The 24,548-nt window shown below is 48.5% G+C and carries 26 protein-coding genes and 3 pseudogenes; 6 read left to right on the forward strand and 23 right to left on the reverse strand.

Annotated features, from left to right (window positions below):
* Positions 1–383: 383 nt before the first annotated feature.
* The 8 genes and pseudogenes from NDI45_RS26935 to NDI45_RS26970 all read right to left on the reverse strand — a co-directional run.
* Positions 384–668, reverse strand: a pseudogene (locus tag NDI45_RS26935) (ISNCY family transposase); the annotation flags it as partial.
* A 219-nt stretch (positions 669–887) separates the two neighbouring features.
* Positions 888–1,628 carry an SDR family oxidoreductase gene (locus NDI45_RS26940; RefSeq protein ID WP_348249571.1) on the reverse strand — a complete coding sequence of 247 codons (741 nt, stop codon included), beginning with the start codon at positions 1,626–1,628 and terminating at the stop codon, positions 888–890.
* Positions 1,629–1,724: 96 nt separating this feature from the next.
* Entirely contained in the window at positions 1,725–2,021 is a 297-nt protein-coding gene (locus NDI45_RS26945; RefSeq protein WP_348249572.1) for a hypothetical protein, read from the reverse strand.
* A 307-nt stretch (positions 2,022–2,328) separates the two neighbouring features.
* Complete coding sequence (locus NDI45_RS26950) at positions 2,329–2,577, reverse strand: SDR family oxidoreductase (protein WP_348249573.1); 249 nt, start codon at positions 2,575–2,577, stop codon at positions 2,329–2,331.
* A gap of 474 nt (positions 2,578–3,051) precedes the next feature.
* Entirely contained in the window at positions 3,052–4,047 is a 996-nt protein-coding gene (locus tag NDI45_RS26955) for an aldo/keto reductase (RefSeq protein WP_348249574.1), read from the reverse strand.
* 94 nt (positions 4,048–4,141) lie between these two features.
* Positions 4,142–4,546, reverse strand: a complete 405-nt coding sequence (locus NDI45_RS26960) for a GFA family protein (RefSeq protein WP_348249575.1) — start codon at positions 4,544–4,546, stop codon at positions 4,142–4,144.
* Between the two features lie 179 nt (positions 4,547–4,725).
* Positions 4,726–5,010: a helix-turn-helix transcriptional regulator gene (locus NDI45_RS26965; protein WP_348249591.1), complete on the reverse strand. Its 285-nt coding sequence runs from the start codon at positions 5,008–5,010 to the stop codon at positions 4,726–4,728.
* 3 nt (positions 5,011–5,013) lie between these two features.
* Positions 5,014–5,685, reverse strand: coding sequence for a hypothetical protein (locus NDI45_RS26970; RefSeq protein ID WP_348249576.1), 672 nt, complete (start codon positions 5,683–5,685; stop codon positions 5,014–5,016).
* Between the two features lie 145 nt (positions 5,686–5,830).
* On the opposite strand from NDI45_RS26970, the gene NDI45_RS26975 reads away from it, so the two are divergent.
* Genes NDI45_RS26975 through add form a run of 3 tightly spaced genes read left to right on the forward strand, consistent with a single transcriptional unit; the run spans position 5,831 to position 8,264 of the window.
* Positions 5,831–6,802: an AraC family transcriptional regulator gene (locus NDI45_RS26975; RefSeq protein WP_348249577.1), complete on the forward strand. Its 972-nt coding sequence runs from the start codon at positions 5,831–5,833 to the stop codon at positions 6,800–6,802.
* Positions 6,803–7,177, forward strand: a complete 375-nt coding sequence (locus NDI45_RS26980) for a hypothetical protein (RefSeq protein WP_348249592.1) — start codon at positions 6,803–6,805, stop codon at positions 7,175–7,177.
* 55 nt (positions 7,178–7,232) lie between these two features.
* Positions 7,233–8,264, forward strand: a complete 1,032-nt coding sequence (add, locus tag NDI45_RS26985) for an adenosine deaminase (protein WP_348249578.1) — start codon at positions 7,233–7,235, stop codon at positions 8,262–8,264.
* A gap of 102 nt (positions 8,265–8,366) precedes the next feature.
* Here the strand turns inward: add and NDI45_RS26990 are convergent, their stop codons facing one another.
* From NDI45_RS26990 to NDI45_RS27055, 14 genes and pseudogenes are all read right to left on the reverse strand, one after another.
* Positions 8,367–8,768: a cupin domain-containing protein gene (locus NDI45_RS26990; protein ID WP_348249579.1), complete on the reverse strand. Its 402-nt coding sequence runs from the start codon at positions 8,766–8,768 to the stop codon at positions 8,367–8,369.
* A gap of 45 nt (positions 8,769–8,813) precedes the next feature.
* Positions 8,814–9,218, reverse strand: a complete 405-nt coding sequence (locus tag NDI45_RS26995; RefSeq protein ID WP_348249580.1) for a VOC family protein — start codon at positions 9,216–9,218, stop codon at positions 8,814–8,816.
* Between the two features lie 3 nt (positions 9,219–9,221).
* Entirely contained in the window at positions 9,222–9,641 is a 420-nt protein-coding gene (locus NDI45_RS27000) for a VOC family protein (RefSeq protein ID WP_348249581.1), read from the reverse strand.
* Positions 9,638–10,033, reverse strand: a pseudogene (locus NDI45_RS27005) (SRPBCC domain-containing protein). Before NDI45_RS27005 ends, NDI45_RS27000 begins: the two are co-directional and overlap by 4 nt.
* 39 nt (positions 10,034–10,072) lie before the next feature.
* A pseudogene (locus NDI45_RS27010) lies at positions 10,073–10,385 on the reverse strand (metalloregulator ArsR/SmtB family transcription factor).
* A 150-nt stretch (positions 10,386–10,535) separates the two neighbouring features.
* Positions 10,536–10,853 (reverse strand): GFA family protein, encoded by a 318-nt coding sequence (locus NDI45_RS27015; protein WP_190790881.1) that lies wholly within the window; start codon positions 10,851–10,853, stop codon positions 10,536–10,538.
* Between the two features lie 26 nt (positions 10,854–10,879).
* Positions 10,880–11,080: a hypothetical protein gene (locus tag NDI45_RS27020; protein WP_348249582.1), complete on the reverse strand. Its 201-nt coding sequence runs from the start codon at positions 11,078–11,080 to the stop codon at positions 10,880–10,882.
* Between the two features lie 53 nt (positions 11,081–11,133).
* Positions 11,134–11,532 carry a VOC family protein gene (locus tag NDI45_RS27025; protein WP_348249583.1) on the reverse strand — a complete coding sequence of 133 codons (399 nt, stop codon included), beginning with the start codon at positions 11,530–11,532 and terminating at the stop codon, positions 11,134–11,136.
* A gap of 294 nt (positions 11,533–11,826) precedes the next feature.
* Entirely contained in the window at positions 11,827–12,666 is an 840-nt protein-coding gene (locus NDI45_RS27030) for an oxalate:formate antiporter (protein WP_348249584.1), read from the reverse strand.
* A gap of 121 nt (positions 12,667–12,787) precedes the next feature.
* Positions 12,788–13,159, reverse strand: a complete 372-nt coding sequence (locus NDI45_RS27035; protein ID WP_190790877.1) for a hypothetical protein — start codon at positions 13,157–13,159, stop codon at positions 12,788–12,790.
* Positions 13,160–13,318: 159 nt separating this feature from the next.
* The gene (locus NDI45_RS27040; RefSeq protein WP_348249585.1) at positions 13,319–13,801 is read right to left on the reverse strand and encodes a GNAT family N-acetyltransferase; all 483 of its coding nucleotides are present in this window, start codon (positions 13,799–13,801) and stop codon (positions 13,319–13,321) included.
* A 21-nt stretch (positions 13,802–13,822) separates the two neighbouring features.
* Positions 13,823–14,266 (reverse strand): GFA family protein, encoded by a 444-nt coding sequence (locus tag NDI45_RS27045; protein WP_348249586.1) that lies wholly within the window; start codon positions 14,264–14,266, stop codon positions 13,823–13,825.
* A 270-nt stretch (positions 14,267–14,536) separates the two neighbouring features.
* Positions 14,537–15,421, reverse strand: coding sequence for a nucleotidyltransferase domain-containing protein (locus NDI45_RS27050; protein ID WP_348249593.1), 885 nt, complete (start codon positions 15,419–15,421; stop codon positions 14,537–14,539).
* Between the two features lie 314 nt (positions 15,422–15,735).
* Positions 15,736–16,206 carry a hypothetical protein gene (locus NDI45_RS27055; RefSeq protein ID WP_348249587.1) on the reverse strand — a complete coding sequence of 157 codons (471 nt, stop codon included), beginning with the start codon at positions 16,204–16,206 and terminating at the stop codon, positions 15,736–15,738.
* Between the two features lie 305 nt (positions 16,207–16,511).
* Here NDI45_RS27055 and NDI45_RS27060 point away from each other — a divergent pair, with 305 nt between their 5' ends.
* From NDI45_RS27060 to NDI45_RS27070, 3 genes are all read left to right on the forward strand, one after another.
* Positions 16,512–16,802, forward strand: coding sequence for a helix-turn-helix transcriptional regulator (locus NDI45_RS27060; RefSeq protein ID WP_190790873.1), 291 nt, complete (start codon positions 16,512–16,514; stop codon positions 16,800–16,802).
* Between the two features lie 76 nt (positions 16,803–16,878).
* Positions 16,879–20,100 (forward strand): PAS domain S-box protein, encoded by a 3,222-nt coding sequence (locus NDI45_RS27065; protein ID WP_348249588.1) that lies wholly within the window; start codon positions 16,879–16,881, stop codon positions 20,098–20,100.
* Between the two features lie 100 nt (positions 20,101–20,200).
* Positions 20,201–24,076: an ATP-binding protein gene (locus NDI45_RS27070; RefSeq protein ID WP_348249589.1), complete on the forward strand. Its 3,876-nt coding sequence runs from the start codon at positions 20,201–20,203 to the stop codon at positions 24,074–24,076.
* Between the two features lie 68 nt (positions 24,077–24,144).
* Here NDI45_RS27070 and NDI45_RS27075 read toward each other — a convergent pair whose 3' ends face one another.
* Positions 24,145–24,516, reverse strand: coding sequence for a CHAD domain-containing protein (locus NDI45_RS27075; RefSeq protein WP_348249590.1), 372 nt, complete (start codon positions 24,514–24,516; stop codon positions 24,145–24,147).
* Positions 24,517–24,548 lie beyond the last annotated feature (32 nt).

A 24,548-nucleotide genomic window follows, 5' to 3' on the forward strand; every position in this document is an offset into this window, starting at 1 on the left:
TGATCACCTTATGCTAACCGCAGCAGGATTATGGAACTTCTACCTGACTGCGGCATAGGAAGAACTTGAAAGGTCGCATTGGCTAGCTCTGTTCTTATTTCCCGACAACTCTAGTATCTACAGCGTATGCCCGGAGGGCTTTTTTACTGACCTGCTCGCTTTTCAAACGTCCTCTTAGAGACTCAAACTGTGCGCCAATTACTGAATGAGCGGATCTTGAGCTTCGGGCAAATCAGATTTGTACTCAAGATTCTGAAAGCCCTCGTCCTTCATGCAATATGCGTAATAAAATAACGGCTGAATTGGGTGTTGCGTAATTACAATACTACACCCAGCAATTCTCAGTATGACGATTCAACTGGTGTTTGGCGAGATGTCTAGCTCTACACCTTCCAGCATAAAGTGAGTAGGTCATCCCAACTGTCGAAATACAGGTAACGGGTTAACGCCCGCAAATCATCAAAAAAGGTCTTACGTGTCGGCAAGTAAGATCGCAGCAGCTTGTACTTCTGGTCGAGCATTTCTAGCAAGGTGTGGAAGAGCAGGGACAGGATATTCAGGGTCGCAAGCAGCGAGGAAAGGTGCTGTTTCCCGTGCCCGAAATTGTGTTCCAGGTTGTAGCCCTTAGTTTTGAGCGTGTTGTTATTCTCATTCTCTACATTCCATCGGTGAGCTATGGGCAAGTCTGGAACAGTCAGCAAAAATAAGCAAAACGGACAGAGCCAAGCTTTTTTAATCGTTACTTGAGTCATGTGTCCTGAACTGGAGTTGTGAGTCAAAGAACAAGGGAAGATGGGTAAAGGGGGAAATAGCTTGTTTGTATCTCTTTTTCCTTTTCCCCTTAACCAAAAAGACATTGATTTCAGTGCGCCAACGTCGGCTGCTGCTTAGCTTAGCTGCCCAACCGGTCGCACGATAATTTCATTGACATCTACATCTTCGGGCTGCTCGATCGCAAAGGCAATCGCACGGGCGATCGCATCGGGTGGAATAACAGCTCCACGGAATTCCTCTAACCACTGTGCTGCTTCAGCATCAGTAGTCGTGCTGGCGAGTTCAGATTGGGTCACTCCGGGTGAGATTATCGTAACCCGGATATCCGTCGATTCTTGCCGGAGTCCCTCAGAAATTGCCCAGACTGCAAACTTAGTTGCACAGTACACGGCTGCTGTCGGATAGACGATATGCCCACCGATCGAGGAGATATTCACAAACTGCCCTGATTGTTGCTGCTTGAAGATGGGCAAGGCAGCAGCAATACCATGCAGGACACCACGAATGTTAACATCAATCATGCGGTTCCACTCGTCGATCTTTAATGCCTCTAGCTTGGCGAGTGGCATCAAGCCTGCATTGTTGACCACGACATCCAGACGACCAAACTTATTTTCTGCAAACTCAACAAAGGCTTGCATCTCGTCGAGGTTGGTCACGTCTAGGGCGTGATATTCTGCTACGCCACCTTTCTCGCGGATTTCGGAAGAGATCGCTTCCAGACGATCGGTACGCCGCGCCCCTAACACAACTCGTAGACCTTTCTGGGCGAGTAATCTGGCGGTGGCTTCACCAATGCCGCTACTTGCGCCTGTGATCACCACAACTTTTTGAGTGTTTTCATTCGTCGTCATAAGTCTTATCTCCTAGTTATTTTGAGGTAAATGATTTCTTTGAGTTCGTCTTACGTCACGCCGAGTTTAAGGGGTAAAGCGTCTCAACGTTTTCGCTTAGGGAGTGGGAAAACTTTTACACTGAATTGCCTCAACGTTTCGCACATAACTCAGCTCAGGAGCAAAATCAGTGGGACAAGAGACGTACACCATCTGTTGAGGTTGACCAATGACTAAACGATAGACGGGTGGAATATCTTCAGAAGAACCTCTGACAATCTCAATTCTAGAAATCGGTTCTGGATTCACTTGAGCGAGGGATGGAGAACCAAATAGCAAGAGTACACTGAGCGTGATTGTTGCTGAGATCACTAGCAGAAAACGTTGAAATTTTGAAAGCATCTTTTTGTTCATCAGAAATCTCCTCATACGTTTGCTTGATGGGTGTTTACCAAGGAAGTTCACCATCTTTTCCGAAGAAGCCACCAGTCGGTCCATCATCATCGAGCAGGGCAAGCCGCATAGGTTCAACGGCTCTCTCCTTAACTGTTGGCTCTCCTTGAAATCTATTCAAGTCGCTCGCTGTGAAACCTGGGTCAGCAGAGTTAACTTTGATGGGATATCGCGCAATTCATATGCCAACTGTATGGTGAGCATATTCAGTGCTGCTTTAGACGCGCAGTAACCCAGCAACTTGGATTGGGCAAATTTCCACTTTGGATCACCACTGAGCGTTAGTGATCCGAGTTCGCTCGACTCGCATAATGCCAGCATTATGAATGACCACGTTCAGATCTGGGTGGTTGAGTTTAAGCCGTTCTGCAACGCTGACGATCGCATTATTATCCTCAACATTGAGAATTACAGCTTTCATGCCTGGATTCATTATTGTTGTCTCATCAAGCAGGTGTTTGCAGCAACCTGTAATGACCACCTGGTTTCCTTCAGCATGAAAAGCCTCCGCAAGCACGCGACCAATTCCAGAGGTTCCACCTGTAATCAGAATGGTGTTTCCACTAATTTGAATGATATTCTCCTTTTTGTACTGAGCGGGCTATACCGTAAATCAAAAAAACATCACCTCATGAATTTTCAGCATGATTCATCAATCTGAAGTGTATTGAGTTTCAATGCTCAACTTCTTTCAGATTCTTACAGTGTTTGTTAGATTCTTATGGTGTTTAGCGAACCTGCTTGAATGTCATTCCAGTGAATCGCTCAAACTGTTGCGTCAGATGTTTTGTTTGTTTTTTCAGGCACAAGCTTATCGTAGACTTAATCTGATTTTGTACAAATACATGAACCTCGCAGATGATTGCCTAATTCCCTGAAGCGAGGCGTTAGTTAGGGAAAACAGTTCCTGCCTACTGCACTGAATGTGAAATAGACTTGGCTGTAATCGTCACTTGAACTCGCATCGGTGCAGCAGGGTTACTGGATGAAACTAACGGTTAACGGAGTGCATGACTGCTTCAGGGTAGCGAGTTCCGGAAGCAGCACCGATCGGGACAACTGCTTCAATTTGTTGAAGTTCGTCAGCCGTCAAAGCAATATCCAGTGCGCCAACATTTTCCTGTAGTCGTGATTGACGCTTCGTTCCAGGAATTGGGATGATGTTCTCGCCTTTTGCTAATAACCAGGCGATCGCGAGCTGGGCAGGGGTACATTGCTTTTGAGCAGCAATTTCCTTGATTTTTTCAACCAGTTCCAGGTTGCGATAAAAATTCTCACCTTGAAAGCGGGGATTGTGCCGCCGAAAATCATTAGGTGGGAAGTTATCGGGAGATTGAAAGGCTCCCGTTAAAAATCCTCGTCCTAGCGGTGAATAGGCAACTAAACTTGTTCCCAATTCTCGGCACACAGGTAACACATCCGTTTCAGGCTCTCGCGTCCATAGACTGTATTCGGTTTGCAGCATGGCAATGGGATGCACTTGAGCTGCTCGACGCAGGGTTTCAGCCCCCGCTTCTGAGAGTCCGGCATAACGCACTTTGCCGTCTTGAATCAGGTCTGCGATCGCCCCCACTGTATCCTCGATCGGCACATTTGGATCGACTCTCGCGGGATAGTACAAATCAATGTAGTCCACCCCTAAACGCTGCAAGCTATACGCCAGAAAGTTCTGTACCGCAACCGGACGATTATCATGACCGATAAAATTACCTTTGTGATCGCGCAGTGCTCCGAACTTTACTGCAATAAATACTTTGTCACGGGGAATCCCTTTGATGGCTTCTCGAATTAGCAGTTCATTGTGACCCATGCCGTAAAAGTCACCCGTGTCGAGGAAGCTGATACCCAGATCGATCGCGGCTCGAATCGTGGCGATACTTTCAGCCTCATCGCTTTGGTGATCACGATAGAGGTCAGACATTCCCATGCAACCCAATCCTAGTGCTGAAACTTGCGTATCGGTTGTTCCCAGTTGGCGATATTTCATGGTTTTGTTCCTTGTTATTATGCTTCAGTTTTGATCAGGCTCACCTGAGCCAGTGCATTTGGCATAAGGCAACTTTCTATAAAACGTCTGCTTGCTAGAGATGCCAAATTTCATCCGGTGCAGCTTCCCAGTGATTATTTCGTCCGTCTGCGTATCGAATTGGGGCTGAGATTAACTCTTGCGGATCTAAGTTGTCTAATGCAGCCAGTTGAATTCCAACATAGCCACCACCGATCGCCTCAGCATATCCTCGTGTGAACGATCGCACCCCACAATACTGACAAAACAAATGGTGCGTAGTCTTTTTGCCGAATTGATAGTCGTTCAGCGCATCTTCTCCTGCCAGTAACCGAAATGCATCGGGCTTGATGATGGCATTCCAGTTTCTGGTTTTGGTGCAGATGGAACAATTGCATTTGTTCGTGCCAGCACTTAAATCGATGTCAGCCTCAAACTTCACTGCACCGCAATGGCAGCTTCCTGTGTATGTTTTCTTCATCTGCCAATATCCAAATCAATCTGCTCCTCACAGTGCTAAGGCTGTAATTTGCTAGCCCATTCAAATTAGAAAACATTGCCTCATGGCTCTCTGGCCTTCTTCACCCATTGAAGTCTACTGAGTTCTGATACCTAATTTCTTTCAGCTTCTTACGGTGCTTTATCAGCTTCTTATGGTGTTTAGCGAATCTGTTTTGGTGTCATTCTAGTGGATCGCTTGAAGTGCTGGGTTAAATGACTTTGACTGGAGAAGCCTACCTGTAAGGCAATATCCGCGATCGCGATATCCATTTTCTTCAGCATCAATTTTGCCTTCTCTACCCGCTGTTGAATCACGTACTGATGCGGCGGAATTCCCATCGCCTGTTTGAACAAATTAGCGAAGTAAGCCGGACTGATATTAATTACTCTTGCAAGTTCAGCCAGCGATAAATCCCGGCCAAGGTGAGTGTGAATATCATCGATCGCCTACTGCAACTGAACACGAGTTAAACGTCTGTTCTGCAATGTAACGGGTCGCGGGACGATAGAATAGTGCCGCAGCAGATGGATCGCTAAGGCTTGAGTTAATGATTCGATATACAATCGACCCATCCTACTAGCTGAGTGCAATTCAGCTAAAAGCAGCATAGCGATATGTTGAAGATTCAAGTCCTGCTTCCCGAATCGGTTTACAGAGTTGAGCCGCCCTGTATCAATTGCAGATGCTTCAGCAACTTGTGTGATTAAGCTTGGTTTCAAGAAGATATGCAGTGTTGGATGACAGTTTTCTGCCCCACAGCAGCGCCAGTGACTTGGTTGTCCAGCAGGAACAAAACTGCTGTCACCGAGTTGGGTGATTGATTCACATTGGTGTTTGCCACGCTTCTGGGAAAAATGAGCCGGATGATCCGTTAGTAGTACAAACCAGTGATCGGATAGCCCAGGAAGTTTAGTTTCACCTAGTGTTGAAGAGTTTTGATGCTGTTCAACCAAAATCCCATTCCAGCCCAGTTGCTGGCTAGACAACATTAAAGATTTATTCAGCCTTTGATTGAGTCCGATCGGACTAAGAAAATTGCTTGTCATAGGGTTTGTCTTATCTATGGTTTGCAGCTTGAGGAATAAATGCTCTCTGATTTTTTCAGCCTGTGGCATCATAGGTTTATCGTAGGCTGAACCAGTTTCTGTACGAATACACAGACCTTGCAAATGATTGCCTAATCCTCTCAAACAAGGCGTTAGCCAGGGGAAATATCTCCTATAATGCGGGCATGAGAAGTGTTACATCAGTCAGGAAACCGGCATGACGATCAAGGCACTAAACCATGAGACTGCGATCGGCGCTTCTCCCAGCGGAGAGCCTTTACCAGCGCAGCAGCGGCGCTTGGCGATCGACAAATGTGCAGAATTGGCAGCACTCATCGCTCAGTACGCTGACGGTAAGACAGGTGGTTATCATGCAACCGCGATCGATCCCTTAGTCTTTGTGCGATGTAATACTTCCAGAACTATTGAGGATGTCAGCGAGCCGCTGTTTGCCATTGTGGTGCAGGGGCAAAAAAAGTTGTCGGTCAATGAGGAAATCTTTCAGTATGGTGTCGCTCAATGTTTAGTGATGTCAGTGGATTTGCCGCTGAGCGTCTGTATGATCGAGGCGACACCCGATCAGCCCTATCTCGGCTTGAAGCTAAGGCTAGACCCTGCCCAACTTTGCGAGATTATTGCTCAAACGAACCCAGACTTTGATAAGAAAGAGAACTCTGTGAGAGGCTGGTGCGTTAGCGATGCCAGTCCGTCCTTGATTGATTGTGCTATTCGACTGACAAAACTTTTAGATACACCGCAGGATATCCCGTTTCTTGCCCCGATGATTATCCGCGAAATCTATTACCGTCTACTCACCGATCAACAAGGGGAAGCTGTTCGTCAGGTTGCCACCTCTGGCAGCAATATGCAGCGCATTGCAGAAGTGATCAAACAAATCAAGGCAGAGTTTACCAAGCCGCTGCGGGTTGAGGAGTTAGCCGAACAAGCAAATATGTCTGCGGCATCGTTCCATCGCCACTTTAAGGCAGTCACCTCAATGAGTCCGCTGCAATATCAAAAACAACTGCGGCTGTTAACCGCACGTCAGATGATGCTTGCTGAGGCGATTGATGCAACCCAGGCTGCTTATCGAGTTGGATATGAGAGTACGTCGCAATTTAGCCGTGAGTATTCCCGCATGTTCGGTGCGCCACCTATTCGGGATATTGAGCGGTTACGGGTATCCTAAATCTCGCCTGTCTGTGCCTCGTTTAGATTTGATGAATTCAATCGTCAGTTAATTGGGCAGTATGCCGCTTTCTTATGGCAGTGGAATCCGGCTTTGCCCATTGAGAAAAGTAAACGCCTCGCCGAAACGGTTCATCAGTGTTACAACGCCCTACTGCTGCAAGCCCTGAGGGGAGAGGAGCGTAAACGGCGATCGCGCTACGAAGAACTCAAAGCGTTGTTGGTTGCCTATTTAGCACCTCACGTAGAACCAGAGTCAATGGATGGAAAAGTGATGAATGTAATGAAATGCCATTACTGTCATTCTGACCGCTTGTCGAAAAATGGACATCGCTACAGTAAGCAACGCTATCTATGTAAGGATTGTGGCAAATAGTTTCTAGAGCGCACCGATCGGAGAACTCATACGGATGAATTGCAAAATGAACCAGATGTCCAAACTTCTGCGCGAGATGCCGAAGGTTGAAATTCATACTCATCTAATTGGTACGGCAGACGCAGAAACCATTTATCAACTCGCTCAACGCAACCGGGTGGCGTTACCAGCCGATTCTTTAGAGGAGTGGAGATTGTTTTATGAGTTTCGAGATTTCACTCACTTTATTGAGGTGTATTCAATTGCTCGTCAATGTGTGCAAACGCCAGACGATTATGTCTTTCTGGTTGAGCAATTTCTAAAGCACCAGGCTGAGCAAAACATTCGCTACAGCGAAGTTCATTTTGGCACTGCTTTGTCCTCCGATCGCTTGACAGACAGCGAATTGCTCGAAGCCTTGAGCCTTGGGGCAGACAATGGTGAAGCGAAATATGGTAGTCGAGTTAAATTTATTGCGGCGATCGTCCGTCACGCTCCAGATTTGCAACGACAAACTCTGGAATGCGCTTTACAGGGACAGGACAGGGGAATTGTCGTTGGTCTAGGATTGGCTGGGCAGGAATCAGGCTATCCACCGGAAGAGTTTACCGAAACGTTTGCGGTGGCAAGGCGACAGGGATTGAAAGTGGTTGCCCATGCTGGGGAAGCAGTTGGAGCCGAGAGTATTTGGAGTGCGCTGGAACAGTTGAAGGTTGAGCGGATTGGACACGGTATTCGCTGTTTAGACAACGATGCGCTGGTACAAAAACTGCGTGATCTACAAATTCCATTAGAGGTATCGCCTCAAAGCAATTACTGTTTAGGAATTGTCGATCGCGCTCAACCTCATCCAATCCGACAACTGGTGGACGCAGGATTGTATTGCACGTTGAACTCGGATGATCCTCCAATGTTCAAAACAAATCTGGTGAATGAGTATCTCACTTTAGCTGAACAAGGATTCTCCTGGGACGAACTCTGGCAGCTCAACCTGAACACTCTAGAAGCAAGCTTCTTACCTGAATTAGAGAAGAACACCTATCGTCAGGAATGGCAAGCATTTCTGACCAATCACATCAGCAACTTTAGTCCGGCAGAACCATCTTGAAGTCTTCAGAATCTTGCATCCTTTACCTTGAGGTGAGGCTGCCCCCAAGCCAACCTGCATCTGAATCATGAACGTTAACTGGAGAATGCAAATCTGTGTTCGTTATATTGTGTGAGATCGATGTTGAGTTCCTTCACCGGGCGTAATAAACAACACAGAACTTTGTGTATAAACTTTAGCGGTATGCCATGTCCCACGCGGTACGAGAATGTAGTCACCAGGAGCATTGAGGGAAACTGTTCTTTCACTTCCGTCTTGCTCTAAAACAAAATCAACCTGCCCTGATAAAAGGCATACAAATTCCTCTCCAGCGGGGTGCATCTCCCAACTATCCCAGTCTTGCTCAAAAGTGTAGTGTGAGACTAATCGCTTTCCCTTAAAGTCTCCAAATTGTTGTTTCAGGTCTTGGTAGAAGCGATCGCTTACTTTAATTGGAATGGCATTGTCATCCTCATCAAGGACAACATAAGTTGAGTTGATATTCTTTGGAGTTTCTTCACTCATTGATTTGCACTCATTGATTTGATTGTCTCTTTCGATCGTGAACGCTTATCCATTGGTTAAATCAAAGTGGGGATTCCAGGCGATTTCCCACAAGTAGCCATCTGGGTCAGCGAAATAGCCAGAGTATCCACCCCAGTCTGTATCCTGTCCCGGTTTAAGGATAGTGGCTCCTGCCACTTCTGCCTGTTGCAGCACCTGATTGACGGCTTCTTTCGACTTCACATTGTGCGCCAAGGTAAATCCTGGAAAACCATTACCTACTGCCAAAACTTGGGCATCAGCTGCTAAAGCCTCACGAGGATAAAGGGCAAGCCAAGTTCCTTTAAGATTGAGGAAAGTCACACCCTCAAAATCTTCTTTAGCAGGTAAACCCAATCCTTGCTTGTAGAAAGCTGTGGAGCGAACAAGGTCAGAAACTCCCAGCGTGATCAGACTAATATACGGTTCCATACATTAAGCAGCCTGATCACAGTTAATCATCCAGGGAGTGCCAAATTGATCGACCAGCATCCCGAAACGGTAAGCCCAGAAGGTTTGCTGGAATGGCATTCGTACCGTACCGTTTTCTGCCAGGGTATGAAAGATACGTTCCGCTTCTGCTGGGTCATCCAGGCTAATCGAGACAGAAAACCCTTTCGCTTCTTCATAGTATTGGGGTGGGCTATCAGAACCCATCAATTCCTGATCGCCAAAGTGCAGGCTGGTGTGCATGATTTTGTTGTGCCATTCCGGTGGTGTCTGCTCGACCATTGATGGATCGGGTGCTTCTCCGAACGTCATCATCGCTGTAATTTTCCCACCCAAGCATTGCTCATAGAACTTAAACGCTGCCTCACATTGACCGTTGAACATCAAATAGGGGCTCAATTTCATGATGTACTCCTTGAATTAATAGGTTTAGACCTGCCAAAGTTGTCGGTGAATCCGGTGCCGAACTCGTGAAAATACAGCAGGAAGGTCATCAGCGTCTGATTACCCTGCTCTGTAAAGGTTACAGTAACCAAAGTTTCATGTTTGGGTTGATTATCCTCATCCTCGCAGGCAAAGGTTAAAACCAATCGTTCTGGCTCAATAACTTCGCGGTAGACTCCCTGCATCCAATGATCAGTGCCTTCAAGTGAACGAATACAGGCTCGATAAATGCCGCCCACTTGCACGTTCATCTAACAAGCGATCGCTCTAAAATCCTCGGGACCTAACCAACGAGCAAAATGCTCTGGCTGAGTCCAAACTCTGAATACAAGGCTGCGGGGTGCAGCAAACACACGCGCGATCGTCAGTTCGTTTTTCGGTGTTGCCGTTAATTACCCCGTCTTTTGCAGCCATGATTTTTCTCCATAACTCTGCTCCCAGAATTGACGGTATTGTTCCAGCCAGTGATCCACACCCTTAAGTGGTTCTGCCTCTAGCCGGCAGGGCCGCCATTGCTTGTCTCGACCCCATGTAATCAATCCAGCCCGTTCTAGTACCTTAAGATGTTTGGAAATAGCAGGCAGGCTCAAAGGGCTGGGCTAGTTCCATTACTGAGGCTTCGCCTTTTGTCAGATGAACCAGGATGGCACGACGGGTGGGATCAGCCAGGGCAGAAAAGGTGATGCTCAATGGGTCGGTGGGCATTGAGATGGGAAGTATTTAACCGCGCAGTTAATCAAGTAATAGTATAAATGTACTACTCAAGGTTGTCAAGAGATAGTTGAGGAATGGTCATCAGCCATTGGTTATTGGGACTCACACTCTCAGATCGATCGCTTTTCTCGCTTCCAGCGACTACCAGAGATTTCGTCCGTCAAGATGTTCAACCCGCACTGCCGCAAGGCCGAAATCGTCAAACAGCCTTGCATTAACAGCGACCTGCGATCGAGTGAAATCGGGTCCGTTTTCGCCCCACGTAAAGCGCAATTCGTTGTGGGTACTGCATCCGCAAATCGCGCAATGATGTTTATGGATAGTCTCATCCCTGGTATAAACGGTTGTGTGCTCATTCGTGATGAAAACGACCTGCTCTGGCGGATAGTAAGCCCACAACACCCCACGCTTAAAGCAAAACGTACATTCACTCCCTCCTTTCCAATTGGAGCCAACCATCTGTGAATGAATCTATGGTAGAAACCTTACGCCACGTCAGGGTCAAGGGGTAGAACAGAAAAAGTTCCTTGCTCTGCGGCTGCGATCGTCTTAAATTGTGTGGCGATCGTGCCTTCCATCATCTGACACTGCTGCTCGGGTGTGGGTAGGGCTACTGATGGGTTAGCTTTCCCGGTCGAGTGCAGTTTGGGTTTGATGCCTGAGTTTAGCTGCACAACGGACTGCATGAAGCCGTGAATACCGAGAAGCTTTGAGCCGATGCGTCAGTTGCGACGATTGATTAGGGAACCAGCGGAGCGGGCGTGCTTTCTCCAGTTCCAGGAGCAGGCAGCGGTGCACACAATCCCAATAGCGTACCGTCCGGCGCACGGACATAGGCAACCTCCTGCCCCCAAGGCAGCACGTATGGCTCCGCAAGCACCTGCGCCCCTGCCGCGACAGCACGCCTGAACGCACCGCGCACATCGTCCGTTGTAAAGGCCACCTCAATGTTCGCCACGCGCGTCTGCAAGCTCGGTCGTTCATAGCCCGCTGGCATCAAACGCTCCCCTGTCAAGTGCGCCGCCACCGCCAGAGTGACAGCTCCGCACCCCGTTAACTCCCCAAACTGGTAGTCGGGGTCGTAGAAGCGGCGCGTCAGTCCAAGCGCACACTCGTAAAACTCAAGAGCGGCTGGCACCGCTCCATCCTCCACATAGACCACCACGCTCGTCAATTCCATCCGACCTCCTCGTGAGCAGCAGTTACCCCTCCTATACAGCCAGCTAACAACCAAGCTCACCCGTCACCAGAAGGGAGCGGGGCACGAGCAGATTGTAGGGGGTTAGTGCAGCGCCTTTGCCTCATGTTAATCCTTAACTGAGCCATTGTTGAACACTGATCACCTCATAATGAGTTCGACAGCCAGTGCAGTCAAAATCATACCCGTCATACGATCGCAGACTTTGTGTATTAATCAGGGTGAGTGAGAATCTTAGACTTGATGTGCACGCATCGTCCTCAAATATTCAACAGCCGCTTCCTCAGCCGCTTCATGCTGGATCACTGTTGCTGAACGGAACGATCGATAAATTTCAATGCAGCGTTCCAATGCAAGATAACAACTCTCCCGATCGTGCGGAGCAACCGTGCCTTTAAGAGCTTCAGCTAGGTTAGGTGTAAGTTGCTCAATCTTCCGAACACCTGAGGGTTTGCATCCTGCTTGCAGGAGTCCCAAAGGACCAAGAACCGTACTACGGAGATATGAAATGAAGTCTAGCGCCTCAAATAGTTCTCCTCGCGCGATTTTGCCAGTTCCATAGTGAATCCATATCCAGAATCGATCCTCGATCCACTGCTCATTGGGTAAGGGATACGTACCGGTGCTAGCAGCATAAGCCTGTGATAGACGATCGTCACGTTCCCAAAGAACCACTGGCTCATCGACTCGCGTTGCAACATCAGTAATGGACAAAAATTTGAGATCGACATGCAATAGCGGTGAGTTGTAAAGGCAGATCAATACTCGTGGCTCACCCACATGCTCTCCAGTAAACGATGCCAATAACTCTCCGAGTGATGCAGCAATGCTCTGTCGCTCAGACATGACCTGTTCAAAGCTTTCAGGCTCCACGGCAATGATCAAATCAAGATCACTGAACTCGTCCATTGAGTTCTCCGCCCAAGAACCTGCTGCTGCAACACCCACCAATCGCGAGTCTGCTGCAAAATGCGGTAAGGCTCTGCTGATGAACAATTGGTGAGTGGTCAGTGCAGTCATTGGAACTTCCATAGATTGGTTGTGAAGGTGATGTTGGATAGTGTTGCCTAACATGGCCATTACCCACCGGAAATAGTCTTTGCATTACAACTGATCCTCTTTCAACGATCGATATACATAAGCGTTGTTAGGCAGTACTGTTGAGACGAATTTCTTGTATGGAAGCTGTTAGAAATTAAGCTTGCCGTTTATAAGAAAAATAACGGTTCAAATCTTTATTGCTGATCATATAAATGGGAATAACAGTGCTGAGAATAACCATCATTAGACTTCCAATCATCAGGATAGTCGAGAGTTTTGAACTAAGCGCAAGCACCATCGCGATTAGAACGACAACCAGTAAACTACAGATGCCCACCAAGAGCCATTTAGCCCATTTCCGTCCCTGTATAACAAAATACATCACTGCAATTGTGAATAAGATGCGACCAATCGCCCACTTATCCTTGGCGATGATCACTAATGCAGTGTCTAAGACGCAGAGCAGCAGAAACAAAGCAAGTAGATAATTTCGAGCATTCAGCGCAGATTGATCGAGTTGGGTCATGGGTTTGGTGATGAGCCAGAGAGATTGACGCTTACTGTATAGTATCTGTCCAGATATCGGTAAACTGCTTCCTACTTAATTTTTGGTCGGCATGAATAGTTGCAAAAAAATCTGCACTTTCAACGTATCTGCCCGGACTTTCGTTCCCTACAAGCAGGGTCAGGTTACGCCACTTGTACGCTCCCACCGCCACACAAGACCGTCCTCCGGATCGTTCACCTCTCCAGCCCAGCGGAAGCCACACTTGGTAAGAACCCGCGTTGAAGCATTCTCCTCCGGCCGTGTGTGGGCACAAACTAACCGCACCCGAGAACTCTCTAAGGCATAGCGGGTCAGGGCTGCTGCTGCCTCAGTCGCATACCCACGCCCTTGGTGATCGGCATCCACGCCGTAGGCAATTTCAACGACGCGATCGGAATTGGGTGGACCTTTGTACCCACAGCTGCCAATGACGGCACCGCTCGTCTTAAGCACGATCGCGAAGCCATGTGTCCACGGGTTCGCAGATGAGGCAGCCCGAAGCTGTGCAAGCCAGCCAAGGGAAATCTCAGCCTGATCTGCAGGGCTCATCGTCTCAATCTGGGCGAGAATCTCTTCGGTCGATTGCAGCACAAGGCGGAGATGTGTGGTTTCAAGTTCCATCGCATTAGGCACGTTCTAGCTCTACCATGACTCTGGATACTCGGCATGGGTGGGCAGCCCGCCGCTCGTACAGCCCCACGGCGCTCTCGATGCCCAGAAGATGTGATCTGTCGGAGTGATAGGTGGGACGGTATCCAACGAGCCTGCCGGAATCACCATGATCTTACCGTTGCGCGCGAGATGTGGGACGGGACATCCGCAATGACGGCAAAACCATTTGCCGAAGCTCTTTGCCGTGGAAAGGTCATACCGGGTGATGTCTTCCTCCCCTGAAAGCCATCGGAACTGGCTGGGTTCAACAGTTAGATTGGTGGCGTGACCCGTGCCCGTACCTTTGCGACACCGTGAGCAGTGGCAATGAACCATTTTCTGGAACGGCGGGTTCACTTCAAATGTCACCGTTTTGCAAAGGCAACCTCCGTGAATACTGGATTGATTCATCTGCTCTCCCCGATCGCCTTCCATACATCACCATTTGACCCCAAAACACAAAACTCCAACCTTAGAAGCCGAAGTTTTGACCTTTGAACTCCAACATCTGCGCTCGGCAGGCAAAACTTGGACTTCCAAACACGGAATTTCGACTTCCGAACTTCAAACTTTAACCTCGGAACCTCAAGCGTCATTCTCAGATCTCCAACCTCAACAATTCCCCTTTATAGCAGGATATCCAGACTTGAAGAGGCAATCAGAATTGCAGAGATAAGATGCAAGGAATTCAAAATCCGTTGCATTTTACATTGTTAAACGCCGATCGCCATACCATTGACTCAATTCCTGCTCAATTTCATCCAGGATAGCGGTAGCTTCGCTGATGCCCAAAGGGCCTACCACTCCCCTAGTCGATTCTGCGTCAGCCGCTAACAATGCAAACACTGACTCGATTCGTCTTTGATAGTCCGCAGGACAAAGCGTAAAGCCATTAGCAAGTGCCACAGCACCCTTCTCATTCAGCAGGTACGCCTCATTCAGCGCAAATAGAACCTGATTCATACATGCCACACTGCGAAAACAGCAGCCTGCGGCATAGGCAACATCACCCCGTGCAGCTGCTTTTTGAGCAACCACTAGCGAGAAACTGATTTCCCAAGCGAATTTGTTAATGGTTGCCTCCGCAAGCTTTGCCGGATAAGGTATTGTCTTAGCCTTCAAAGCAGCTAAAACGCCATTTGGATCATGAAGTGGCAGACAAAGGGCGACTTCACCCATGTAAATTGAAGATACAAAGCCGTGGGGGTGCCCAGGTTGGTAGTCGATCGTGATTTTTCCAGCATGACAGTTATCGATGACCTGATTTACCTGAGCCACGTTCCGATAAAGAAAATCGACTGGAATGCCTTCCACCTTGAGCCACCCTCCGCCGTTAATCCACGTTCCCCACTCACCGATTGGGGTGATCAAGTTTGTACGATGGCTATCGTCCAGTTTAGAGGCAAGGTGATTCAGAGCAAGGAGATCAGGCGGATTCTCGGGCTGGTAATAAAGCCCCAGATCTACGTCTGACTTTGAGGTGTGGTTGCCTCTTGCCCTTGAGCCTCCCAGTGAGATCGCCACAATTCCCTCAATTGCCTGCAATCGATCGACAACATGATGAATAAACTGGGGCAACTGCTGATTCATATTGCTCTGTCCCATCGTTTGTTCTAAACAACAATTGGGTGAACTGAAGCAGCGAAACTCATCACTCCAGTTCACCCACGACAGATTGCCAATCTGGAACTGATCTTAACTGTTTCAGGCAAGGTTCAACGCTTTCAATCCATTTTTACTCTCTTGTTTGGGTCTTGTCTGTGAACCCAGGCAAGAAATTCTTGTAGCTGTGGGTCTTGCTTTAGCTTCTCTAGAGTATTCAGGTGTAATCCCAAATGGGAGTTGTCGTAGAGCCTATGGATTTGTCGGTGGCAGGCAGAGCAAATTTGAATTGTGGGGCTGGGTCAAGCCCCTTGCGTTTCGTCTTTTGGCCAGGAATCAAGTGGTGTTCGGTGAGAGCGAGCATCTCTTGATGGCAAAGTTCGTAGGGCTGCGGCTCTTCCGTCCTTTTGTGCCTTTGCTACCCTGCACTTTTTCTCGCTCTGTCCGAATTCGATCGAGCAACACGGAAGCAGGTTCATCATTGGAGCTTGCTCAACTAGTTCACCTCGAAAGGCCTTGGCAAGGGTTGACTGATTGAGGACATCTAAACTTTTAGTTATTTGAGTAGATGAGTTTCTAAGTTCTCCAATAAGCTCCATTAAGTTCTTAATTCGTTTAACCTTATTCTGTTCCTTAATACTTGGTACTTTCACTACATAATGCAAGAGTGAAGCACCAGTCAAATGCTTAATAGTTGAACCAGTATAATGACGTTCTAATTTTCCTGTAATAGCATCAAACTGTAAATGATAAATAAACCAATACGGATTCATACCTTCAGAGGGTCTTAATCAGAGTATTGCTTTCTAATACTTAAAAACATCGTCTTTACCCTCCCAGACAGCGGCACCTCAGGTTCTCCACCTTCATAGATGAGTCCATCACCTCTCTTGATGCTAACTAGCTATTCCTGTCGTTCGTTCTGAACAATGATGATGATTGCTTTGAACCACCTAGGGCTGGAGAACTGAAAACAGCTCAAAGTTTATCAACAGCAAAATGCTTCTGACTCTGGATAGTAGACAGGAAGACGATTTCCGCCAAAGGTGGTATGTAGCTCTATATAATTGTCCATGAGATGCTCCTCACACCCAAACCGCGTCGGCTGCAACAACCCGCGATCGCTCAACTCGTGCGAGAACTGCGCCATGCAATGCAGCTATCGCAGGAAAAGTTTGCTGACGAATTAGGCATGACCTTTGCCACCATTAATCGTTGGGAGAATGGACGCGCTACGCCTTCTCCTTTAGCACTTAAGCAAATTGACATGTTGCTAAACCAGTTGTCTCAGTCCCCCAATGCGACGTTGCGGGAACGCAGCCAGGCCATTCGAGGCAAATATTTCCCGGATAGGAAAGCAAACGCATGATGCACTGGCTAGAATCCGTTCACTATTCATTCCTCATTCCAACCTCAATTCTGAGTTCACTGCCCCCGCTGATTCTATGACTGACCCAGTGTCGCAAAAACCTTTCACCCCGCCGATTCCCGCAAACGAAGCAGAACGGTTGGCAGCCCTACATCGCTACAAAATTCTCGACACGCCACCCGAAGCTGCATTCGATCGCATCACTCGCTTGGCAGCACGGCTATTTGATATGCCGATCGCGCTCATTTCATTGCTTGATGAGTCAAGAGCCTGGTTTAAGTCCTGCGTTGGCTTCGGTGCAAATGAAGTGTCCCGTGATGCGACACTTTGCAGCTTTGCAGTGCTGACTGATGAGCCGCTGATTATCCCCGATGCTCGGCTCGACGATCGCTTTGCCTGTAATCCCTTCGTCCAAAGTGAACCGGGAGTGCGGTTTTACGTAGGTGCGCCCCTGCTCAGTCACGACGGCTTTAATCTCGGAACCCTGTGTCTACTCGACAGTCAGCCCCGCGACCCATTCACCGCAGAGCAGCAAGCGACCCTGGTGGATTTAGCCGCTATGGTGGTCGATGAATTGGAACTGCGATTGGCAGCCCAGAAGATTGCCCAGTCGGAAGAAGAATACCGCACGCTGTTTGAGTCAATTGATGAAGGCTTTTGCATTTGCGAAATGCTGTTTGATGAGCATGGTAAACCCCATGATTATCGATTTCTGAAAGTCAATCCCACCTTTGCCAAGCTCACGGGCTTAGAGTCAGCAGTGGGTAAAACGGCACGGCAACTCGTTCCCGATTTAGAGAACGATTGGGTTGAGATTTACGGCAGCGTTGTACAAACAGGCAAATCTGTACGGTTCGAGCAGCAGTCGATCGCCCTGAATCGTTGGTTTAATGTCAATGCTTTTTGCGTCAATGAGCCGCAGAACCACCAGTTTGCCATTCTATTTACAAACATCAGCGAAGCGAAGCGCGTCGAAGACGAACGCAAAAAGGTTGAGCAAGAGCGGGAGCAGTTTTTTGCTGTCGCCTCAGATTTGCAAGTAATCACGAGAACTGATGGGTACTTTCAGTGGGTTAGTCCCACTTTTGAACGGTTGCTCGGTTGGAAACCTGACGAAATAACCTCCCGTCCTTGGACAGATTTTGTCCACCCAGACGACATCAACCCATCCGTCTTGGAAACAGATAGTCTTTTCTCTGGCAACGAAACCTTAGCGTTTGAAAACCGCTATCGCCACAAAGATGGTTCTTATCGCTGGTTGCTTTGGAGAGCAAAGCCTCAGCTAGAAGAACAAGTGATTTATGGGGCTGCCATTGACATTACCGATCGCAAACTTGCAGAAGTCGCATTGCGCGAGAGTGAGGAGCATTTCCGCACCCTAGCAGATAATATCTCTCAATTTGCGTGGATGGCAGACGCGAACGGCTGGATCTTTTGGTACAATCGCCGCTGGTTTGAGTACACGGGCACCACCCTGGAGCAAATGCAGGGCTGGGGTTGGCAACAGGTGCATCATCCTGATTACGTTGATCGCGTCGTTAAGTATGTCCGCCGCTGTTTTGAAACAGGTGAACACTGGGAAGATACTTTTCCACTGCGAAGCAAAGATGGAGAATATCGATGGTTTCTATCTCGCGCGATTCCGATTAGAGATGAAGCGGGAACTGTTTTGCGCTGGTTTGGCACCAACACAGATATTACTGATCACAAACAAGCTGAACTGGAGATCCAGAAGTTTGCTTCCCTTGCTGATAGCAGTACAGACTTCATTGGCATGTGCGACCTAAATTTTGTGCCGTTCTACATCAATGAAGCAGGCAGAAAAATGATCGGGTTAGAGGACGTGCAGCAATATCGGGAAACGCCAGTTGGAGAATTTTTCTTTCCTGAGGACCAAGACTTTATCCTCAATAGTTTTTTCCCGCGTGTGTTGCAGGATGGACAGGCAGAAGTAGAAATTCGCTTTCGCCATTTCAAGACAGGTGAAGCGTTGTGGATGACGTACAACGTTTTTTACCTCCAAGACGTAAACGGCCAGCAAATTGGTTTGGCAACTGTCAGCCACAATATTACTGAGCGCAAACAAGTCGAAGCTGTCCGCTTGCGCCTCGCGAAGGAACGTGAACAGCTCTTACAACGCGAACAAGCCGCACGGGAGACAGCTGAACGTGCAAATCGCATCAAAGACGAATTTTTGGCAGTGCTCTCTCACGAGTTGCGATCGCCCCTCAACCCGATCTTGGGCTGGACAAGATTACTGCAAAGCGGCAAATTAGACGCAACTCAGCAACGCGAAGCATTGGCAACGATCGAGCGTAACGCCAAGCTCCAGACGCAACTGATTGAAGATCTACTCGACATCTCTCGCATCATGCAGGGCAAGTTGAGCTTAACCGTAGCTCCTGTCAGCTTGACGTTTGTGATTACAGCAGCAATTGAAACCGTGCGGTTGGCAGCAGAAGCCAAGCAAATTCAAATCTTGCTTGACCTCACAACCGCAATCGCTCCTGTTTCTGGTGATGCAGCTCGGTTACAGCAAGTGATCTGGAACTTGCTCACGAATGCCGTTAAGTTCACACCAAACGGTGGACAAGTGACCATTGAACTGCGACAACTCGATCACCTAGCTCAGATTCGAGTGATCGATAGCGGCAAAGGCATTAATCCGCAATTTCTACCTCATGTGTTTGAGTACTTCCGGCAAGCAGATTCGACAACCACTCGCAAGTTTGGCGGATTGGGGTTAGGGTTAGCGATCGTGCGGCAAATTGTGAAAATGCACGGGGGAACCGTTTGGGCAGAAAGCGAGGGGGAGAATCAAGGTGCAATCTTTACCGTACAGCTACCCCTCAGTTCACAAGCTCGATCAGTCGAGACAGATGCGCCCCATGACAGTGCGACGACAGAGGCTCCCTTGAGAAACTTGCAAATTTTGCTGGTGGATGATGAGACTGATGCTCGTGAACTTCAGGCGTTTCTCTTAGAACAAAATGGAGCGAGCGTGACAGCTGTTGCTTCTGGCTTTGAAGCACTGCAAGCCCTCGATCAGTTCATTCCCAATGTGCTTGTGAGTGACGTGGGCATGGCAGAAATGGATGGGTATATGCTGATGCAGCAGATCCGATCGCGTCCTCCCAACAGGGGTGGCAAGATTCCGGCGATTGCGCTGACGGCTTACGCTAGAGATCTGGATCAACAAAAGGCGTTAGAGTCTGGCTTTCAAAGACATTTGAGCAAACCTGTGGAACCAGAAGCATTAGTGCAGGCAATCGTCACATTGCTGAAGAGCACCAAATAAATCAACATAATTCAGTACTATCAGTTTCCAATTAGCTAGACGGATTAGTTGAAAGAGAAATGGGCATGACATTGGTAATGCACACGACAGGAGAAGCAGCATGAACCAGTCCGACCATCTGAGCGATCACGAACTGGAGCGCTTCTTCCCAGGCGATAGTGAGCTTGCAGTCCGAATGCGTGCCCTTGATTGGTCACAAACATTGCTTGGTCCCTTTTCCGGTTGGGCATCGAGCCTGAAAACAGCCGTAAGTATTAGCTTAAACTCCCGCTTTCCGATGGTGATTTGGTGGGGCAAGGAACTTGTGTTGATTTATAACGATGCTTGGCGACCCATCCTAGGCACTAAACACCCAAACGCACTCGGACGACCAGGACAAGAAGTTTGGTCAGAAATTTGGGACATTATTGGCGTGCAGCTTCACAGCGTTCTGGAAACAGCCCAAGCAACCTGGTCTGAAGATATGCTGCTGCTCGTCGATCGCTATGGATTCACCGAAGAAACCTATTTCACTTACTCCTATAGCCCTATCTTCCTGAGTACAGGAGAGGTTGGAGGGGCGTTCACTGCTGTGACTGAGACCACCCGGCGAGTGATCGGTGAACGGCAACTCAGAACGTTACGAGAACTAGCAGCAAACACAGTGGAAGCCAAGTCAGTTGGGGAAACCTGTCGGATCGCCAGTGCCACTCTGGCAAACAACCCTTACGACATCCCCTTTGCCTTGCTGTACTTAGTCGAACAAGCTGGCACAGAGGCTCATCTGGTCGGAACGGTCAGGGTAGACGCCGAAACTCCTGCCAGTCCTAAACAGGTTGACCTAACTCAAGAAAATGATGACTGGGAGTTTGCCAAGGTACGCAGGACAGGAACCCCTGAAATTATTGATGATTTAATGACCCGATTTGGGAGGCTAACGGGTGGAGCTTGGGATGAGCCTTCGCGATCTGCCATTGTCTTGCCAATTGTTCAAGCTGGGCAAAAGCAGCAATTATCAGGGTTATTGGTGCTTGGAGTTAGCCCTCGACGTGCATTTGATGATGAGTACCAGGGCTTTTTTGAACTGGTTGCCAGCAATGTAGCAACGGCGATCGCCAATGCCCAAGCCTATGAAGAAGAACGCAAACGAGCTGAAGCACTCGCCGAACTCGATCGCGCTAAAACCGTGTTTTTCAGCAACGTGAGTCATGAGTTTCGCACACCCCTGACGTTGATGCTGGGTCCGATTGAAGATGCGTTGAGCGATCGGGATGAACCTCTGCTTGCAAATCAGCAAACGCGAATTGAAATGGTGCAACGGAATGGTTTGCGGTTGTTGAAGCTGGTCAATACGCTCCTTGACTTTTCTCGAATCGAGTCTGGGAGAAGTCAAGTGGTCTATGAACCAACAGATTTAGCAGAATTTACCGCAGAATTGGCAGGTGTCTTCCGTTCGGCGATCGAACGCGCCAATCTTCGGCTGGTTGTCAATTGTTCTCCGTTACCCAAACCCGTGTACGTCGATCGCGAACTGTGGGAAAAGATCGTCCTCAATTTGCTCTCGAATGCCTTCAAGTTCACCTTTGCAGGAGAGATCTCAGTTCACCTGGAATGGCAAGGCAACCATATTCAGCTAGCCGTGCGGGACACGGGTATTGGTATTCCGGCTGGGGAACTGCCTCAACTGTTTGAGCGGTTTCATCGAGTTAAAGGAGCACAGGGGCGCAGCTTTGAGGGATCGGGAATTGGACTTTCCCTGGTTCAGGAGTTAGTGAAATTGCACCAGGGCACGATCGACGTTGCCAGTGTGGAAGGGCAAGGAACCTGCTTCACAATCACTATTCCAACCGGAACAGATCATTTGCCCCAAGACCGCATTAATGCCGATCGCACCTCATCATCAACGGCATTACGTGCGAACGCTTATGTGGAAGAAGCCCTACGTTGGCTCCCTGAAGCAGGGAATGGGAAATCGGAAATCGGAAATCGGGAAGAAATACTTCCGACCCTCACTCCTGACTCTCCAGTACATACCTCCTCGGCTGCCCGGATTCTTTTAGCAGACGACAACACGGATATGCGCGATTACGTCAAGCGGCTTTTAAGTCAGCAATACGAGGTAGAAGCAGTATCAGATGGCGCTAAAGCTCTGGCAGCTGCTCGTCAGCAGGTTCCAGATTTAGTCTTGACAGATGTGATGATGCCGCAACTGGATGGGTTTGGCTTATTACAAGCCCTGCGAGCCGATCCGCAAACGAGAGAGGTTCCCATCATTCTGCTGTCTGCTCGTGCGGGAGAAGAAGCCCGCGTGGAGGGATTAGCAGCAGGAGCCGATGATTATCTGACCAAACCCTTTTCTGCCCGTGAGTTAATCGCGCGAGTGGAGGCAAGTCTAAAACTGGCTCAATTGCGGCGAGAAGCAACCCAGCAAGAGCATTTGCTCCGGATGGAAGCAGAAACTATTAGAGCTAGATTAGAAAGCGTTTTGGCTGGGATTAACGATCAATTCATTGTGCTCGATCGCGAATGGCGCTATACCTTTGTGAATGAGCAGGTATCTGCAGTAACGGGCAAGACTCAGGAAGAGTTGCTGGGGCACTGCATCTGGAAGTTGTTTCCTGAAGTCGTGAACACGCCCTTTGATACTGCTGTGCATCGTGCCGTAACTGAACAAATCTTTGTTCGAGTCGAACTTTTTTATCCACCCATTCGACGCTGGTTTGAGAATCGCATTTATCCCTTTGCAGAGGGTGTCACCATTTTCGTTAGTGATATTAGTGATCGCAAACAAGCTGAAGCAGAACGGGAGCAACTGCTTGTCCGGGAGCAAGCAGCACGACAAGAAGCCGAGCAAGCGAACCGCATTAAAGATGAATTTCTCGCCGTGCTCTCTCATGAGTTGCGATCGCCGCTCAATCCCATTCTGGGTTGGTCAAGACTGCTGCAAAACGGCAACCTAGACGAAGCAAAGACCAAGCAAGCGATCGCCACCATTGAGCGCAACGCCAAACTGCAAGCGGAATTGATTGAGGATTTATTGAATGTCTCCCGAATTCTCCAAGGCAAATTAGCTCTCAATGTCAGTCCAGTTGATTTGGCAGTCATTATTAAAGCAGCACTCGAAACAGTGCGACTCGCAGCAGAAGCCAAATCGATTCAGATGAAATTCAGCTTGTCTGAGGTTGGACAGGTTTCAGGCGATGCAACTCGTTTACAGCAAGTGGTGTGGAACCTGCTCTCTAATGCGGTTAAGTTCACCCCCGCAGGGGGTCAAGTCGAGGTGCGACTAGCAAAGACCGATCATCAAGCCCAAATCACGGTCAGTGATACCGGAGAAGGGATTCCTGCTGAGTTCTTACCCTACGTCTTCGATTACTTTCGCCAAGCAGATAGTACAACCACTCGTAGATTTGGGGGATTAGGACTGGGTTTAGCGATCGCACGTCACTTAGTTGAACTTCACGGCGGCACAGTACAGGCAGCCAGTAGAGGTGAAGGTATGGGAGCAACGTTCACAGTCAAACTACCACTGCCAAGGACTGAGAACCAAAGACTGAGGACTGAGGGTTTAGCATTCAACACCCAGCATTCAACACTCAGTCCTTTAGAGGGCGTTCAAGTTTTGGTGATTGATGACGAAGTTGATTCATGCGAGTTTGTGGCGTTTGTTCTGGAGCAGGCAGGTGCCAGCGTCACCACTGCTGCGACCGCCAGCGAAGGATTTTTAGCATTAACGCAGTCTCCGCCTGATATACTCCTGAGCGACATTGGTATGCCTGACATGGATGGCTATATGCTGATGCGACAGATTAGGAGACTGCCACCTGAGCAAGGAGGACAAGTCAAGGCAATCGCCCTGACGGCTTACGCTAGAGATCTAGATCAACAGCAAGCGCTACAAGCTGGATTTCAACAGCATTTGAGCAAACCTGTGGATCCAGAGGTGGTGATAAAAACTGTTGTAGCGTTAGTGCAAAAGGACGACAGTGAATATTAACCACACTAAATCTGACATCCTTTCAACAAGGAAATCTCATTATGAAACCCAATGACGAAAACAGCAAGTTACTCCTGTAAACTGCTAGCAGCAGGCCTTTCAACCTTAGCGACCATTTTGTCTTCATTGCTATACAAGGACGGATATTGAAGTAAAGCACTGCCCGCTTTGGGAAGCTCGATCGCACCATCAAAGACTTGGAGGGCAGTCCGGAGGCGACGGGTTCCAACCCGCATCTGATGTAATGCTTCTGGATTTTTATCTGCCAGTACCTTCTTTTCTTGCTTAACGATACGGCGATATTGTTCCGCAATGACTTGGTGAGCGTATGCTTCCAATGGTTGAGGAAGTTGAGCTATTAGACTTGTCGGGAAATAAGCAAGAATAGAAGGCAGAAATGGGATAAGCAAATGCTGGATATTGAACGGGTGCTGACACAAGACCGCTTGCTGCGCGCTTTAACTGGCTTGAA

The organism is Leptolyngbya sp. GB1-A1 (assembly GCF_039962475.1).
Lineage (GTDB): Bacteria > Cyanobacteriota > Cyanobacteriia > Elainellales > Elainellaceae > Leptolyngbya_A.

Bases quoted from the DNA above. Each gene is read 5' to 3' on its own strand.
- NDI45_RS26940 (WP_348249571.1), bottom strand. From the start codon at position 1,628: ATGACGACGAATGAAAACACTCAAAAAGTTGTGGTGATCACAGGCGCA.
- NDI45_RS26945 (WP_348249572.1), bottom strand. From the start codon at position 2,021: ATGAACAAAAAGATGCTTTCAAAATTTCAACGTTTTCTGCTAGTGATC.
- NDI45_RS26955 (WP_348249574.1), bottom strand. From the start codon at position 4,047: ATGAAATATCGCCAACTGGGAACAACCGATACGCAAGTTTCAGCACTA.
- NDI45_RS26960 (WP_348249575.1), bottom strand. From the start codon at position 4,546: ATGAAGAAAACATACACAGGAAGCTGCCATTGCGGTGCAGTGAAGTTT.
- NDI45_RS26970 (WP_348249576.1), bottom strand. From the start codon at position 5,685: ATGATGCCACAGGCTGAAAAAATCAGAGAGCATTTATTCCTCAAGCTG.
- NDI45_RS26975 (WP_348249577.1), top strand. From the start codon at position 5,831: ATGACGATCAAGGCACTAAACCATGAGACTGCGATCGGCGCTTCTCCC.
- add (WP_348249578.1), top strand. From the start codon at position 7,233: ATGTCCAAACTTCTGCGCGAGATGCCGAAGGTTGAAATTCATACTCAT.
- NDI45_RS26990 (WP_348249579.1), bottom strand. From the start codon at position 8,768: ATGAGTGAAGAAACTCCAAAGAATATCAACTCAACTTATGTTGTCCTT.
- NDI45_RS26995 (WP_348249580.1), bottom strand. From the start codon at position 9,218: ATGGAACCGTATATTAGTCTGATCACGCTGGGAGTTTCTGACCTTGTT.
- NDI45_RS27000 (WP_348249581.1), bottom strand. From the start codon at position 9,641: ATGAAATTGAGCCCCTATTTGATGTTCAACGGTCAATGTGAGGCAGCG.
- NDI45_RS27015 (WP_190790881.1), bottom strand. From the start codon at position 10,853: ATGGTTGGCTCCAATTGGAAAGGAGGGAGTGAATGTACGTTTTGCTTT.
- NDI45_RS27020 (WP_348249582.1), bottom strand. From the start codon at position 11,080: ATGCAGTCCGTTGTGCAGCTAAACTCAGGCATCAAACCCAAACTGCAC.
- NDI45_RS27030 (WP_348249584.1), bottom strand. From the start codon at position 12,666: ATGTTAGGCAACACTATCCAACATCACCTTCACAACCAATCTATGGAA.
- NDI45_RS27035 (WP_190790877.1), bottom strand. From the start codon at position 13,159: ATGACCCAACTCGATCAATCTGCGCTGAATGCTCGAAATTATCTACTT.
- NDI45_RS27040 (WP_348249585.1), bottom strand. From the start codon at position 13,801: ATGGAACTTGAAACCACACATCTCCGCCTTGTGCTGCAATCGACCGAA.
- NDI45_RS27045 (WP_348249586.1), bottom strand. From the start codon at position 14,266: ATGGAAGGCGATCGGGGAGAGCAGATGAATCAATCCAGTATTCACGGA.
- NDI45_RS27050 (WP_348249593.1), bottom strand. From the start codon at position 15,421: ATGAATCAGCAGTTGCCCCAGTTTATTCATCATGTTGTCGATCGATTG.
- NDI45_RS27055 (WP_348249587.1), bottom strand. From the start codon at position 16,206: ATGAATCCGTATTGGTTTATTTATCATTTACAGTTTGATGCTATTACA.
- NDI45_RS27060 (WP_190790873.1), top strand. From the start codon at position 16,512: ATGCTCCTCACACCCAAACCGCGTCGGCTGCAACAACCCGCGATCGCT.
- NDI45_RS27065 (WP_348249588.1), top strand. From the start codon at position 16,879: ATGACTGACCCAGTGTCGCAAAAACCTTTCACCCCGCCGATTCCCGCA.
- NDI45_RS27070 (WP_348249589.1), top strand. From the start codon at position 20,201: ATGAACCAGTCCGACCATCTGAGCGATCACGAACTGGAGCGCTTCTTC.